Source organism: Nonomuraea sp. B208, assembly GCF_057536035.1.
In genome coordinates, this window is sequence record NZ_BAAJOU010000027.1 from 139,868 (window position 1) to 153,943 (window position 14,076).

Consider the following 14,076-nt stretch of genomic DNA (forward strand, 5'->3'; position numbering starts at 1 on the left):
AGGGCGCTGCCCCTCGTAAAGATAGCGGTGCCCGGTCAACTTTCCCGGCGCGGTCCCGATGAGTGGGATCGGCCCCTGGTGGCGTGCGGCGGATCACGTGATCCTGCGGGCGTGGCTGACAAGCGGATGACCGAGGACGACGTCGTCGCCGAACTGCGCTCGGGGATGACCATCGGAATTGGCGGCTGGGGCTCGCGCCGCAAACCCATGTCCCTGGTACGGGCGATCCTGCGCTCCGACCTGACCGACCTGACCGTGGTGTCGTTCGGCGGGCCCGACGTCGGGCTGCTCTGCGCGGCGGGCAAGGTCGAGCGGCTGGTGTACGGCTTCGTATCGCTGGACTCCATCCCCCTGGAACCCCACTTCCGGGCCGCCCGCGAGGCCGGGACGGTCGAGGTGACCGAGTACGACGAGGGCATGCTGCGGCTCGCGCTGTACGCCGCGAGCACCCGGCTGCCGTTCCTGCCCACCCGGGCCGGGCTCGGCTCCGACGTGCCCCGCATCAACCCGGAGCTGCGCACCGTCACCTCTCCCTACGCCGACGGCGAGGAACTGCTCGCCGTGCCCGCTCTGCGCCTGGACGCCGCGCTGGTCCATCTCAACCGCGCCGACGCCGCCGGCAACGCGTGCTTCCTCGGCCCGGACCTCTACTTCGACGACCTGTTCTGCACCGCGGCCGAGCGCGCCTACGTCTCCTGCGAGCGCATCGTCCCGGACGGCCGGCTGGCCGACGAGGGCGACGTCACCCGGCTGCGCATCCACCGCTGGATGACCGCCGGAGTGGTGGAGGCGCCGAACGGCGCCCACTTCACCTCCTGCGCCCCCGACTACGGGCGCGACGAGGCGTTCCAGCGCGAGTACGCCGGCGCGGCCGCCGATCCGGATGAATGGGCCGCCTTCACCGCCCGGTACCTGTCGGGCGGCGAGCGCGACTACCAGGAGGCGGTCGCATGAGCGGCTGCACCCGCGCCGAGGTGTGCGTCGTGGCGTGCGCCGAAGCCTGGCGCGGCGACGGCGAGATCGTGGCCAGCCCCATGGGGACGATCCCGACGATCGGCGCGCGGCTGGCCAGGGCCACCTTCGAGCCGGACCTGCTGCTGTCGGACGGCGAGGCGTACTTCGGCGCCGGCACCTGGCCACTCGGCGAGCCGCCGGAGGTGGTGGAGGGCTGGATCCCGTACCAGGCCGTGTTCGACCTGGTGTGGTCGGGGCGGCGGCACGTGATGATGGGCCCCAGCCAGCTCGACCGGTACGGCAACGCCAACATCTCCTGCATCGGCCCCCACGAACGGCCCCGGCGCCAGCTCATCGGCGTGCGAGGCGCCCCCGGCAACACGATCAACCACCCGACGAGCTACTGGATCGCCCGGCACGACCGCCGCCGCCTGGTGCCGCGCGTGGACCTGGTCAGCGGCGTCGGCCACGACAGCGCCGCCAGGGCCGGAACTGCCGTCCACCTGCGCCGGGTCGTGACCGACCTGGCCGTGCTGGACTTCGGCGGCGAGGAGCGGGCGATGCGCCTGGTGTCGGTACACCCCGGGGTCGAGGTGGCGGACGTGATCGCGGCCACCGGGTTCGAGCTCGACGTGCCCGGCGAGGTGCCACGCACGCGCGTCCCCACCGACGAGGAACTCCGCCTCATCCGTGACATCGACCCGCGCGGCCTGCGCGAGCGGGAAGTCCCCGCGTGAGCGGCCTGCACCCCGCGCTCACCACGCCGGCCTGCGCGCTGTTCGGCGTGCGCTACCCGATCGTGCAGACCGGGATGGGCTGGGTGTCCGGGCCGGCACTGACCGCCGCCACCGCCGACGCGGGCGGCCTCGGCATCCTGGCGACCGCCACGCTCACCGCCGAGGAGACCGCCTCGGCGATCGCGCGCACGAAGGAGCTGACCGGCGCGCCTTTCGGCGTCAACCTGCGCGGGGACGCGCCGGACGCGGCCGAGCGCATCCGCCTGCTGATCGACGGCGGCGTGCGGGTGGCGTCGTTCGCCATGGCCCCGCCGCGGCGGCTGATCGAGGAACTGCACGACGCCGGCCTCGTCGTCGTGTGCTCGGTCGGCGCGCGGCGGCACGCCGAGAAGGTGGCCGCGCTCGGCGCCGACGCCGTCATCGCGCAGGGCGGCGAAGGCGGCGGGCACACCGGCCCGGTCGCCACCTCCATCCTGCTGCCCCAGGTGGTGGACGCCGTGGACGTGCCGGTGCTGGCGGCGGGCGGCTTCCACGACGGACGCGGGCTGGTGGCGGCACTGGCGTACGGGTGCGCGGGCGTGGCGATGGGCACCCGCTTCCTGCTCACCAGCGACAGCACCGTCCCCGAACAGGTCAAGCAGGAGTACCTGCGCCGCACGGTGGCCGACATCGTGGTCACCGACGCCCTGGACGGAGTGCCGCAGCGGGTGCTGCGGACCGAGCAGGTGCGCAGGCTCGCCGAGGCGGGCCGGCTCACCTGGCTGCTGCGCTCGCTGGCCAACGCCGTCGCCTTCCGGCGCGTGTCCGGGACCCGGTGGCGCGACCTCGTACGGGAAGGGCTGGCCATGCGCCGCGGCAGGGAGCTGACCTGGCGGCAGGTGCTCATGGCGGCCAACACGCCGATGATGCTGCGGGCCGGCCTGGTCGAAGGGCGCGTCGACGCGGGCACCCTGGCCAGCGGGCAGGTGGCGGGCGTGCTCGACGACCTGCCGAGCTGCGCCGAACTGATCGACCGCGTGGTGCGGCAGGCCGACGAGGTGCTGCGTGCCCTGGCCCCGGCCGAGGTGAGCGCATGAGCGCCTCCCACGGGCTGCTCGCCGGGCGGACGGTGCTGGTCACCGCGGCCGCCGGAACGGGCATCGGCTTCGCCACCGCCCGCCGCTGCGCCGAGGAGGGCGCACGGGTGGCGATCAGCGACCGGCACGAGCGCCGCCTGGCCGAGGCCGCCGAGAAGCTGGGCGCCGTCAGCGACCTGCCGCCGCTGGCCGTGCCGTGCGACGTCACCGACGAGGAGCAGGTACGCCACCTGTTCGACACCGTGACCGAGACCTTCGGCAGGCTGGACGTGGCGGTCAACAACGCCGGGCTCGGCGGCACCGCCACCGTCACGGAGATGACCGACGAGCAGTGGCACCGCGTCCTCGACGTGACGCTGACCGGCACCTTCCGCTGCACCCGGGCCGCCCTGCGCCACATGGTGCCCCAAGGCCGGGGCGTCGTGGTGAACAACGCCTCCGTCATCGGCTGGCGGGCCCAGCACGGGCAGGCGCACTACGCCGCCGCCAAGGCCGGCGTCATGGCGCTGACCCGGTGCGCCGCCGTCGAGGTCGCCCACGCCGGCGTCCGCGTCAACGCGGTCGCCCCCAGCATCGCCATGCACGAGCACCTGGCCAAGGTCACCACGCCCCAACTGCTCGACGAGCTGTCCCGCCGCGAGGCGTTCGGCCGGGCCGCCCGGCCCGATGAGGTGGCCGACGTGATCGTCTTCCTGGCCAGCGACTACTCGTCCTACATGACCGGCGAGGTGCTGTCGGTCTCCAGCCAGCATCCCTGAGGAGCCTCTTTGATCAGCACCACGATCGGACCGGACGGCGTCGCCGAGGTTGTTATGGACCGTCCCCCGGTCAACGCCCTGACCGTCACCGGCTGGCACGACCTGGCCGCCGCACTGCGCGCCGCGGGGGAGGACCCCGGCACGCGGGCCGTCGTCCTGCGCGCGGAGGGCCGGGGGTTCAACGCCGGCGTGGACATCAAGGAGATCCAGGCCGACGACGGGTTCGGCACGCTGGTCGGCGCCAACCGGGGCTGCTTCGCCGCCTTCGCCGCAGTGTACGAGTGCCCCGTCCCCGTGATCGCCGCCGTGCACGGCTTCTGCCTCGGCGGCGGGATCGGCCTCGTGGGCAACGCCGACATGATCGTGGCGAGCGAGGACGCCTCCTTCGGACTGCCCGAGGTGGACCGGGGCGCCCTCGGCGCGGCCACGCACCTGTCCCGCCTGGTCCCGCAGCACAAGGCCCGGGCGATGATGTACACCTCCGCCACCGCCACCGCCGCCGAACTGCACGCTTTCGGATCGGTGCTGGAGGTCGTGCCACGCGACCGGCTCGCCGGTCGCGCGCGCGAGCTGGCCGGCGAGATCGCGGCCAAGAACCCGGCCGTCATCCGCGCCGCCAAGGAGGCGTTCAACGGCATCGACCTGTGGGACGTGCGCCGCAGCTACCGCTACGAGCAGGGCTACACCTACGAGCTCAACCTGACCGGCGTCGCCGCCCAGGTCAGGAACACCTTCGGGCAGGACTGACATGGACCTGGAGTGGACCCCGCAGCAGCAGGCGTTCCGCGCCGAGGCCCGCGCCTGGCTGACGGCCAACGTGCCCGCCGCGCCGCTGCCGTCCGGCGACACCCGCGAGGGCTTTGCCGCCCACCTGGAGTGGGAGCGCCGGCTGTACGAGGCGCGCTGGGCCGTGGTGTCGTGGCCGCCGGAGTACGGCGGGCGCGGCGCGTCCCTGTGGGAATGGCTGATCTTCGAGGAGGAGTACCACCGGGCCGGCGCGCCGCAGCGCGTCACCCAGAACGGCATCTTCCTGCTGGCCCCCACGGTGTTCGAGTTCGGCACGCCCGAGCAGCGCGACCGCATCCTGCCCCGGATGGCCGCCGCCCAGGACCTGTGGTGCCAGGGCTGGTCGGAGCCCGGCGCGGGCAGCGACCTGGCCGCGATCAGCAGCCGCGCCGTACGCGACGAGACCGGCGGCGGCTGGCGGCTGACCGGCCAGAAGACCTGGACCACCCGCGGCGCCTTCTGCACCCACCTGTTCGGCCTCTTCCGCACCGACCCGGACGCCGCACGGCACCGCGGGCTCACCTATTTCCTCGTGCCGCTGAAGGCCGACGGGGTGACCGTACGCGGCTTCGAACGGCTGGACGGCGACGAGGGCTTCGCCGAGGTGTTCTTCGACGACGTCTTCGTCCCGGACGCCGACGTGCTCGGCGAGGCCGGACGCGGCTGGCAGGTGGCGATGGCCACCACCGGCTCCGAACGCGGCCTCACCCTGCGCTCGCCCGGCCGCTTCCTGCACGCCGCCGACCGGCTGCTCGCCCTGGCCCGTGAACGCGGCGCGAGCGGGTCGCTGCGCGAGCGGGCGGTGCAGGCCGCCGTCGACGCGTGGGCGTACCAGATGTTCACGCTGCGGCAGGTCACCGACATCGCCGACGGCCGGCCCGTCGGCGCGGAGTCCAGCCTCAACAAGCTGTTCTGGTCCGACCTCGACGTGCGCCTGCACGAGACCGCCATGGACCTGCTCGGCGAGGAGTCGCAGGAGATGGGGCCGTGGAGCCGCGGCTTCCTGTTCGCCCTGGCCGGTCCCATCTACGCCGGCACCAACGAGATCCAGCGCAACATCGTGGCCGAGCGGCTGCTCGGCCTGCCGAGGAAGTGAGCATGCGGTTCGAGATCTCCGAGACGGACGCCGCCCTGCACGACGCGGCCTCGGCGTTGCTACGCGCGGAAGCCGGTCCCGGCCTGGCCAGGCTCGGCTGGTCGGAGCAAGTCGCCGCCGTGTGGCGCAAGCTCGCCGGCCTCGGCGTCACCGGCACGCTCGTCGCCGAGCAGGCCGGCGGCATCGGGCTGGACGAGAACGCGCTCCCGCCGCTGCTGGAGGAGGTCGGCCGCGCCGTCCTGCCCGTCCCGGCCGTGGAGACACTGGCCGTCGCCGCGCCGCTGCTCGCCGAGCACGCCCCCGAACACCTTCCCGGCGTCCTTTCGGGGGACACGCTGGTCGCCGCGCAGCTCGGCGACTCGCCGCTGGTGCCCTTCGGCCAGCACGCCGACCTGGTGCTGCTGTGCCACGGCGACCGGCTGCACCTGTACGAGGACTTCGCCTGGGAGCCGGTCGAGGCGGTGGACGGCGCCCGCCCGCTCGCCCGGCTCGCCGGGCCGCCCTCCGGCGGCATCGAGCTGCCCGCCGACCCCGAGATCGCCTGGCGGCGCGGGGTGCTCGGCACGTCGGCGCTGCTGGTCGGGCTGGCCGCCGCAATGCTCGACCTCACCGTCGACCACGTCCGCGAGCGGCGGCAGTTCGGCGTTCCGGTGGGGAGCTTCCAGGCGGTCAAGCACGCCCTGGCCGATGCCGCCCTGGCGATCGCGTTCGCCCGGCCCGCCGTCCTGGCCGCCGCCTGGGCGCAGGCGAGCGGAGCCGCGGACGCGGGCCCGCAGACCTCGATGGCGAAGATCCTCGCCTCGACCGCCGCCCAGCGGATGGCCCGCACCGCGCTCCAGTGCCACGGCGCGATCGGCTACACCACCGAGTACGACCTGCACCTGTACGCCAAACGAGCCTGGGCGCTCGCCGCGACCTGGGGCGACCCGGGCTGGCATCGCGCCCGGCTGGCCGAGACCTGGCAACTCACACCCGAGGGATGACCATGGAATCCGAGGTCGTGCGCTACGAGCGCACCGGGCCCATCGCCCGCGTCACCATGAACCGCCCGGAATATCGCAACGCCCAGAACTCGGCCATGACCTATGCCCTCGACGACGCCTTCTATCGGGCGGCGGCCGACGACGAGGTCAAGGTGGTCGTCCTGGCCGGCGCGGGCGATCACTTCTCGGCCGGCCACGACATCGGCTCCCCGGGCCGCGACGTGGACGTGTCGTTCGAGCGCCGCGCCGGACTGTGGTGGGACCACGTCGGCAAGCCCGGCGGCGAGAGCCGCTACGCCCGCGAGCAGGAGGTCTACCTCGGCATGTGCCGCCGCTGGCGGGAGCTGCCCAAACCGGTGCTCGCACAGGTGCAGGGCGCGTGCGTGGCCGGCGGGCTCATGCTGGCCTGGGTGTGCGACCTCATCATCGCCTCCGACGACGCGTTCTTCGCCGACCCCGTGGTGCGCATGGGCATCCCCGGCGTGGAGTACTTCGCGCACCCGTGGGTGATGGGGCCACGCTTCGCCAAGGAGTTCCTCTTCCTCGGCGAGCGGGTGCCCGCGGCCCGCGCCCAGGAGCTGGGCATGGTGAACCGGGTCGTGCCGCGCGACCGGCTCGCCGCGGAGACGACGGATCTCGCCGAGCGGATCGCGCGCATGCCGCGCCTGGGCCTGGCGCTGACGAAGAAGGCGGTCAACCAGGCCGAGGACCTCATGGGACTGCGTACCGGCATGGACTCCGTCTTCGGCCTGCACCACTTCGCGCACGCGCACAACGCCGAGGTCGGCGGCGACTCCCTGGCCGGGCACGACGCCCGCAGCATGCGGAGCCCCCGGTGAACGGGCGCGTGGTCGTCGTCACCGGAGCCGGGCAGGGCCTCGGCCGCGCACACGCTCTCGCCCTGGCCGCCGCCGGAGCCCACGTCGTGGTCAACGACCTCGGCCCGGCGGCCGGCGCCGTCGCCGCCGAGATCCGCGACCGGGGAGGCACGGCGATCGCGCACTCCTGCGACGTGAGCGACTTCACCGCGGCGGGGAAGCTGGTCGGCACGGCCGTCGCGCACTTCGGCCGTCTTGACGCGCTGGTCAACAACGCCGGGGTCAACCGCGACCGCATGCTCGTCACCATGTCCGAGCAGGAGTGGGACGACGCGGTGCGGATCAACCTCAAGGGCTGCTTCGCGCCGCTGCGTCACGCCGCCGCCCACTGGCGCGAGCAGGCCAAGGCCGGTGCCCCGGTGGCGGCCCGTGTGGTCAACACCAGCTCGGGCGCGGGCCTGATGGGAAGCGTCGGCCAGGCCAACTACTCCGCCGCCAAGGCCGGGATCGCCGCCCTGACCGTCGTGGCCGCCGCCGAACTGGCCCGCTACGGGGTCACCGTCAACGCCATCGCGCCCACGGCCAGGACCCCCATGACGGAACGGGTGTTCGCCGGACGCATGCGTGCTCCCGCCTCCGGCTTCGACGCGATGGACCCGGCCAACGTCTCGCCGCTGGTCGTCTGGCTGGCGAGCGCCGACTCCGGCGAGGTGACCGGCCGCATGTTCGAGGTCGAGGGCGGGACGGTGAGCCTGGCGGACGGCTGGCGGCACGGCCCCGCGGTGACGCGGGACGGCCGATGGGAGCCCGGCGAGCTCGGCGGCGCCGTCCGCGACCTGCTCGCCGCCGCTCCTGTCCCCGTACCCGTCTACGGAGCGTGAAGGCATGGACTTCCGATTCGACAGCGCCGACGAACGCTTCAGGGACGAGGTCAGGACATGGCTCGCCGAGAACCTCACCGGCGAGTTCGCCCAGCTCATCGACAAGGGAGGCCCGGGACGCGAGCACGAGCTGATCCCCGAGCGGCAGGCATGGGAGCGCCGTCTCGGTGAGGCCGGCTGGATCGGTCTGGGCTGGCCGCAGGAGGCCGGAGGGCGCGGGCTGAGCTGGACCCGCCAGGTGATCTTCGCCGAGGAGTACGCCCGCGCCGGCGCCCCCGGCCGTGTCGGCCACATCGGCGAGCAACTGCTCGGCCCCACGCTGCTCATGTCCGGCACCGCCGAGCAGCGCCGCCGCTTCCTGCCCGGCATCCTGGCCGGCACCGAGCTGTGGTGCCAGGGGTACTCCGAACCCGACGCCGGCTCCGACCTGGCCGCCGTCCGCACCCGCGCCGAGCTGCGCGACGGTGAGTGGCACGTGACGGGCCAGAAGGTGTGGACCTCGCTCGCCCAGTTCGCGGACTGGTGTTTCGTCCTCGCCCGCACCGATCCCGCTGCCGAGCGGCACCGCGGGTTGTCGTACCTGCTGGTGCCGATGAACCAGCAGGGCGTCGAGGTCCGGCCGATCACGCAGCTCACCGGGACGTCGGAGTTCAACGAGGTGTACTTCGACGACGCTCGCACGGCCGCGGGGAACATCGTCGGCGCGCCCGGCGAGGGATGGAAGGTGGCGATGGGCACCCTGGCCGTCGAACGCGGGGTGTCCACCTTCGGCCAGCAGATGGGTTTCCAGCGCGAGTACGACGCCGTCCTGTCGACGGCGCGTGACAACGGCGCCATCGAGGACCTGGACATCGCCGCCCGGCTGGTCGACGCCTGGATCGGGCTGCGCGTCATGCGGTACACGGCGCTGCGCACCCTCGGCGCCGCGCCCGGCGCGGTCCCGGGCGCCGAATCCAACATCGCCAAGCTCCTGTGGGCGCCCTGGCACCAGCGGCTCGGCGAACTGGCCGTGGACGTCGCCGGCCCGGCCGCCACCCTGGGCGGCCGCGGCGACGAGTTGTCCGACGCCCAGCGGCTGTTCCTGTTCACCAGGGCGGACACGATCTACGGCGGCTCCAGCGAGATCCAGCGCAACGTCATCGCCGAGCGGATGCTCGGCCTGCCCCGGGGATAACGGCCATGGACTTCACCTTCACCGCCGACCAGCTCGCGTTGCGCGAGGTCACCCGGCAGTTCCTGGCCAAGCATGGAGAGCCGGCCCGGCGGACGGCGCTCGCGGAACCGGGCGGTTTCGACCGCGTGTTGTGGCGGCGGCTCACCGGCGAGCTCGGCCTGGCAGGGCTCGCCGTGCCGGAACGCTTCGGCGGTGCGGGAGCGGGCCTGCTGGAGGTCGCCATCGTCGTCGAGGAGTTCGGCGCGAGCCTGCTGCCGATGCCCTACCTGCCCAGCGCGCTGGCCGCCGCGCTGCTCGCCGAACTCGCGGACGGCGAGTCCGCCGCTCCGGCCGCCCGCCCCGCCGCCGCTTCGGCCGCGGAATTCGCGGCCGAGCATCTGCCCGGGCTGGCCGACGGCACGCTCATCGGCGCCCTCGCCTGCGCCGAGGTCGCCGCCGGGCAGCCGCCCGGCGTACGCCTGGACGCCGGCGGGCGCCTGCACGGCACGACGGCCCACGTCCTCGGCGGCGACGTCGCCGACGTGCTGCTCGTCGCCGCCGCCACGAGCGGCGGCGAGGCTCCGGGCGGAGCGCGGCGCGACGCGCCCGGCGTGGCCCCGGACGGAGCGCGGCGCGACGCGCCCGGCGTGGCTCTGTACGGAGTGCGGCGCGACGCGCCCGGCGTGGCCGTCAGCACGCCGCCACCTCTCGACCCCACCCGCCCCCAGGCCCTGATCACCTTCACCGGCACGCCCGCCGTACCCCTCGCAGCGGACGAACGGCGAGCGGTGGAACTGCTGTGGACCGCCCTGGCCGTCGAGTCCGCGGGCGCGGCCCGCCGCTGCCTGACCGACACCGTGGACCACCTGCGCACCCGGACGCAGTTCGGCCGTCCCCTCGGCTCGTTCCAGGCCCTGAAGCACCGCTGCGCCGACCTCGCCGCCGAGATCGAGTCGGCGGTCTCCACCGCCTACTACGCCGTCTGGGCCGCGGCCGAGTCACAGCGGGAGTCGGCGGTCGTCGCCCCGCTGGCCAAGGCACACTGCGCCGACGTGTTCTTCCACGCCGCCGCCGAGTCCATCCAGCTCCACGGCGGCATCGGCTTCACCTGGGAACACGACGCACACCTCTACCTTAAACGCGCCAAATCCACCCAACTGCTGTACGGCTCTCCGTCGTACCTGCGGCGAGCAGTGGGGCGAAGAGCCCTCATTCTGGATTGACGGCTCCCATGCGCCTCACCCACCGGCGGCCAGGAAACGCGACGGCACTTCACCGCCGCCGTGCACGGCGAGGTCCGCGCCCGTGACGTACGCCGCCTGCTTCGAGGCGAGGAACAGACAGGCCGCGGCCACATCGGCCGGGGATGCCAGGCGCCCCATCGGAACGACCCCATTGAGCGCCGCGACGTCCCCGTAGTGGTCGGCGGCCGCTTCGGTGGCGACCATGCCCACTGTGACGTGGTTGACCCGCACCTGCGGCGCCCACTCCAGGGCCAGCGCCCGCGTCAGCATGAGCAGCCCGGCCTTCGCGGCCGAGTACGCGGCGGTGCCGGGGGCGGGCTGGTGGGCCGACACGCTGCCGATGTTGATCACGCATCCGCCGTCCGGCTGCCGCCGCATCACCTGGCAGGCGGCCTGAGCCAGGTAGAAGGGGGCGAGCAGGTTCAGCGCCACGACCTTGTCCACGAAGCGGGGGGACACCTCGGCCGCCTCCGCCGCCGGAGAGCCGCCCGCGTTGTTCACCAGCACGTCGAGCCGCCCGCACTGCCGCACCAGCGTCCGGCAGGCCGCCGCGTCCCGCACGTCGGCGGCGGCGAACCTCGCGCGCCGGCCGCCCGCCTCGGGCAGCGAGTCCGGCTCGCCGCGGCCGCACACCACGACCTCGGCGCCGGCCGCCAGGAAGGCGGTGGCGACGGCGCGGCCGATGCCGCGGGTGCCGCCCGTCACCAGGACCTTGCGCCCGTCGAAGTCCTCACCCACGGCCGCCGCCCAGCAGGCGCTTGACCACCTTGCCGCCCGCGTTGCGCGGCAGCTCGGCGACCATCTCCACGTGCCGGGGCACCTTGTAGTTGGCCAGGTGCCGTTTGCAGTGCTCGATCACCTGCTCCTCCTGCACCGATCCCACCAGGTACGCCTTTCCCACCTCGCCCAGCCGCGGGTCGGGGACGCCGACCACGGCGGCCTCGACCACGCCGGGCAGCCGGGCGAGCACCTGCTCGACCTCGGCCGGGTACACGTTGAAGCCGCCGCAGATGTACATCTCCTTGAGCCTGCCGGTGAGCGTCAGGTAGCCGCGCTCGTTCAGCGCGCCCACGTCGCCGGTGTGCAGCCAGCCGTCGGCGTCGATCGCCTGGGCGGTGGCCTGCGGGTCGTCGAGGTAGCCGAGCATGACGTTGGGGCCGCGCAGCAGCACCTCTCCGGGCTCGCCGGGCGGGCAGGGCGAGCCGTCCTCGCGGACGATCGCGATCTCGAAGCCGGCGGCGGCCCGGCCGGAGGTCGTGGCGACCGTGTCCGGGTCGTCGCCCGGCGCGCACAGGGTCGCCACCACGGCCTCGGTCAGCCCGTACGCGGTGAGCACATGCTCGAAGGTCAGCTCCCTCCGCATCCGCTCCACCAGCGTCACGGGCACGGGCGCGGCCCCGGTGACCGCCAGCCGCAGGCTCGACAGATCGTGTTCGCCCCGGCCGGGATGGTCCAGCATCGTCTGATAGATCGTCGGCGCTCCGGGCAGCACGGTGACCCGCTCGGCGGCCACCAGGGACAGGGTCTGCTCCACGTCGAAGACCGCCTGCGGCAGCACCGGCACGCCGCGCAGCAGCGCCGCCAGCAGCCCGGCCTTGTACCCGAAACTGTGGAAGAACGGGCTGACCACCAGATAGCGGTCATCGGCGGTGAGTCCCACGCGCTCACCCCACGCCCACGCCACCGACAACGCCTGCCGGTGGGTGCTCATCGCCCCCTTGCTGCGTCCGGTCGTGCCGGAGGTGAACAGGATGTCGGCCACGTCGCCCGGCCGCACCGCGGCGGCGCGCGCGTCGAGCTCCGGCGCGGGAACGCCTCCGGTCAGCTCGCCCGGCACCTGGACCACCGTGTGCAGTTCGGGCAGCGCCGCGCGGTCGAGCTCGGCGCCGCGGTCGCGACCCAGGAACGGCCCGGCGACCACCAGCGCCCGCGTCCGGCTGCGCCGCAGCACGTCCGCCGCCTCCTCGGCGGTGAAACGGGTGTTGAGGGGCACCAGGGCGCAGCCGGCGTACAGGGTGCCGTAGGCCGCCTGGATCCAGTGGCGGGTGTTGGGCGCCCAGATCGCGACCCGCTCACCCGGCTCGACTCCTCGCTCGACGAGCAGCGCGGCGAAGGCCCGCGCCCGCTCCCGTAACTGACTGAAGCTCCATCGCACGGGACCGTCCACGACGGCCTCGCGCTCGCCGAAACGGCGCGCGGCGGCGTCCAGGGCCGCCGGCAGCGTGTGCTCGTGCACCGACATGCCGGCACGCTATCCGCGCCCGCGTGAGCGGGGAGCGCCGCCGCCCGCTGAGTGGGACGGGCGATTTCCGCCCCGCGACGCCGCAGGCACGATCGGACCCGAGCCGACCCAGAGGAGGACACGGTGGTGGACACGGTGCCCCGCGTTGTCTACGCACGCAGCGTGCACGACGAAGCCGAGATCAACGCCTGCCTGGAGGTCCTGCGCAGCGGCCCGTACGGGCTGAAGATCGGCAAGAACGTGGCCGAGATGGAACGCCGGGTCGCCGACCTGTACGGCAAACGGCTCGGCCTGATGTGCAACTCCGGCTCCTCGGCCCTGTACCTGGCGCTGGAACTGCTGGACCTGCCCAAGGGCGCCGAGGTCATCACCTCCCCGCTCACCTTCTCCACCGACGTCGCGCCCATCGTGCGCGGCGGCTGGATCCCCGTCTTCGCCGACGTCGAGCCGGACACCTACAACATCGACGTCACCAAGATCGAAGAGCTGATCACCGGCCGCACCAAGGCGATGCTCATCCCCAATCTGGCCGGCAACGCCCCGGACTGGGACGTCATCCGCGCCATCGCCGACCGCCACGGCCTGAAGGTCATCGAGGACTCCTGCGACTGCATCGGCACCACCCTGCGCGGCACCAGGACCGGCACCCGCAGCGACATCACCGTGACGAGCTTCGCCATGGCGCACATCATCACCTGCGCCGGCAACGGCGGCATGGTCTGCCTGGACGACGAGGCGCTGCGCGACAAGGGGCTGATGCTGCGGCGCTGGGGCCGCCGCTCCGAGCCGCACCTGTTCGGCTCGGGCGGGACCGGACGGGTGTTCCGCGAGGATCTCGACGGGGTCGCCTACGACAACGACTTCATCTTCGACGTCCTGCCGTGGAACTTCGAGCCCTCCGAGCTCGGCGCCGCCTTCGGCCTGCAGCAGCTGGAGAAGCTGGAGGCCAACTACCGCCGCCGGGCCGAGATCTTCGCCGCCTACAACGCCGCCTTCGGCGCCTATCCGCAGTTCTTCCGGCTGCCCCGGCAGCACCCCGACTTCCACACCGCCTGGCTGTGCTACCCGGTCACCGTCCGCGCCGAGGCCGGGTTCCGACGCTCCGACCTGCAGGAATCCCTGGAGGCGGCGGGCATCGACACCCGCACCGTGTGGAGCGGCAACGTCACCCGCCACCCCATGATGCGCGGCGTCGACCACCGCGTACCGGACGGCGGCCTGCCCAACGCCGACGAGGTGTTCGAGCGCGGCATGTCGCTCGGGATGAGCCACGGCATGAGCGACGAGGAGATCGCCCACGTCGTGAGCAGCATCCACGCCTTCGCCCGCTCCTACTGAAGGAGGACTG

14 protein-coding genes are annotated in these 14,076 nt (G+C 73.5%); 12 read left to right on the top strand and 2 right to left on the bottom strand.

Going from position 1 to position 14,076, the window contains the following annotated elements:
- Positions 1-126: 126 nt before the first annotated feature.
- From AC27IY_RS32245 to AC27IY_RS32295, 11 genes are read left to right on the top strand one after another with little or no spacing between them, the layout of a single operon-like run.
- Positions 127-954, top strand: coding sequence for a CoA transferase subunit A (locus AC27IY_RS32245; protein WP_423476338.1), 828 nt, complete (start codon positions 127-129; stop codon positions 952-954).
- Positions 951-1,691 carry a CoA-transferase subunit beta gene (locus tag AC27IY_RS32250; RefSeq protein ID WP_487180213.1) on the top strand — a complete coding sequence of 247 codons (741 nt, stop codon included), beginning with the start codon at positions 951-953 and terminating at the stop codon, positions 1,689-1,691. Before AC27IY_RS32245 ends, AC27IY_RS32250 begins: the two co-directional genes overlap by 4 nt.
- A gap of 5 nt (positions 1,692-1,696) precedes the next feature.
- Complete coding sequence (locus AC27IY_RS32255) at positions 1,697-2,767, top strand: NAD(P)H-dependent flavin oxidoreductase (RefSeq protein WP_487180780.1); 1,071 nt, start codon at positions 1,697-1,699, stop codon at positions 2,765-2,767.
- Complete coding sequence (locus AC27IY_RS32260; protein WP_487180214.1) at positions 2,764-3,525, top strand: SDR family oxidoreductase; 762 nt, start codon at positions 2,764-2,766, stop codon at positions 3,523-3,525. The genes AC27IY_RS32255 and AC27IY_RS32260 overlap by 4 nt, the downstream gene beginning before the upstream one ends.
- Before the next feature lie 9 nt (positions 3,526-3,534).
- A complete protein-coding gene (locus AC27IY_RS32265; protein WP_423475814.1) occupies positions 3,535-4,272 on the top strand; it encodes an enoyl-CoA hydratase family protein in 738 nt (245 codons plus the stop codon).
- A 1-nt stretch (position 4,273) separates the two neighbouring features.
- On the top strand, positions 4,274-5,407 hold the full coding sequence (locus AC27IY_RS32270) for an acyl-CoA dehydrogenase family protein (RefSeq protein ID WP_487180215.1): 1,134 nt from the start codon (positions 4,274-4,276) through the stop codon (positions 5,405-5,407).
- A gap of 2 nt (positions 5,408-5,409) precedes the next feature.
- Positions 5,410-6,390 (top strand): acyl-CoA dehydrogenase family protein, encoded by a 981-nt coding sequence (locus AC27IY_RS32275; RefSeq protein ID WP_487180216.1) that lies wholly within the window; start codon positions 5,410-5,412, stop codon positions 6,388-6,390.
- Entirely contained in the window at positions 6,387-7,229 is an 843-nt protein-coding gene (locus AC27IY_RS32280; protein ID WP_487180217.1) for an enoyl-CoA hydratase, read from the top strand. Before AC27IY_RS32275 ends, AC27IY_RS32280 begins: the two co-directional genes overlap by 4 nt.
- A complete protein-coding gene (locus tag AC27IY_RS32285) occupies positions 7,226-8,089 on the top strand; it encodes an SDR family oxidoreductase (protein ID WP_487180218.1) in 864 nt (287 codons plus the stop codon). Before AC27IY_RS32280 ends, AC27IY_RS32285 begins: the two co-directional genes overlap by 4 nt.
- Positions 8,090-8,093: 4 nt before the next feature.
- Positions 8,094-9,263 (top strand): acyl-CoA dehydrogenase family protein, encoded by a 1,170-nt coding sequence (locus tag AC27IY_RS32290; RefSeq protein WP_487180219.1) that lies wholly within the window; start codon positions 8,094-8,096, stop codon positions 9,261-9,263.
- A 5-nt stretch (positions 9,264-9,268) separates the two neighbouring features.
- Positions 9,269-10,465 carry an acyl-CoA dehydrogenase family protein gene (locus AC27IY_RS32295; protein WP_487180220.1) on the top strand — a complete coding sequence of 399 codons (1,197 nt, stop codon included), beginning with the start codon at positions 9,269-9,271 and terminating at the stop codon, positions 10,463-10,465.
- Between the two features lie 15 nt (positions 10,466-10,480).
- Here AC27IY_RS32295 and AC27IY_RS32300 read toward each other — a convergent pair whose 3' ends face one another.
- The gene (locus AC27IY_RS32300; RefSeq protein ID WP_487180221.1) at positions 10,481-11,224 is read right to left on the bottom strand and encodes an SDR family oxidoreductase; all 744 of its coding nucleotides are present in this window, start codon (positions 11,222-11,224) and stop codon (positions 10,481-10,483) included.
- Positions 11,217-12,728 carry a FadD3 family acyl-CoA ligase gene (locus tag AC27IY_RS32305; RefSeq protein WP_487180222.1) on the bottom strand — a complete coding sequence of 504 codons (1,512 nt, stop codon included), beginning with the start codon at positions 12,726-12,728 and terminating at the stop codon, positions 11,217-11,219. The genes AC27IY_RS32300 and AC27IY_RS32305 overlap by 8 nt, the downstream gene beginning before the upstream one ends.
- Before the next feature lie 123 nt (positions 12,729-12,851).
- Here AC27IY_RS32305 and AC27IY_RS32310 point away from each other — a divergent pair, with 123 nt between their 5' ends.
- Positions 12,852-14,066 carry a DegT/DnrJ/EryC1/StrS family aminotransferase gene (locus AC27IY_RS32310; RefSeq protein WP_487180223.1) on the top strand — a complete coding sequence of 405 codons (1,215 nt, stop codon included), beginning with the start codon at positions 12,852-12,854 and terminating at the stop codon, positions 14,064-14,066.
- Positions 14,067-14,076 lie beyond the last annotated feature (10 nt).

Coding starts and splice junctions, on each gene's coding strand:
- AC27IY_RS32245 (WP_423476338.1), top strand. CDS start 127: ATGACCGAGGACGACGTCGTCGCCGAACTGCGCTCGGGGATGACCATC.
- AC27IY_RS32250 (WP_487180213.1), top strand. CDS start 951: ATGAGCGGCTGCACCCGCGCCGAGGTGTGCGTCGTGGCGTGCGCCGAA.
- AC27IY_RS32260 (WP_487180214.1), top strand. CDS start 2,764: ATGAGCGCCTCCCACGGGCTGCTCGCCGGGCGGACGGTGCTGGTCACC.
- AC27IY_RS32270 (WP_487180215.1), top strand. CDS start 4,274: ATGGACCTGGAGTGGACCCCGCAGCAGCAGGCGTTCCGCGCCGAGGCC.
- AC27IY_RS32275 (WP_487180216.1), top strand. CDS start 5,410: ATGCGGTTCGAGATCTCCGAGACGGACGCCGCCCTGCACGACGCGGCC.
- AC27IY_RS32280 (WP_487180217.1), top strand. CDS start 6,387: ATGACCATGGAATCCGAGGTCGTGCGCTACGAGCGCACCGGGCCCATC.
- AC27IY_RS32290 (WP_487180219.1), top strand. CDS start 8,094: ATGGACTTCCGATTCGACAGCGCCGACGAACGCTTCAGGGACGAGGTC.
- AC27IY_RS32295 (WP_487180220.1), top strand. CDS start 9,269: ATGGACTTCACCTTCACCGCCGACCAGCTCGCGTTGCGCGAGGTCACC.
- AC27IY_RS32305 (WP_487180222.1), bottom strand. CDS start 12,728: ATGTCGGTGCACGAGCACACGCTGCCGGCGGCCCTGGACGCCGCCGCG.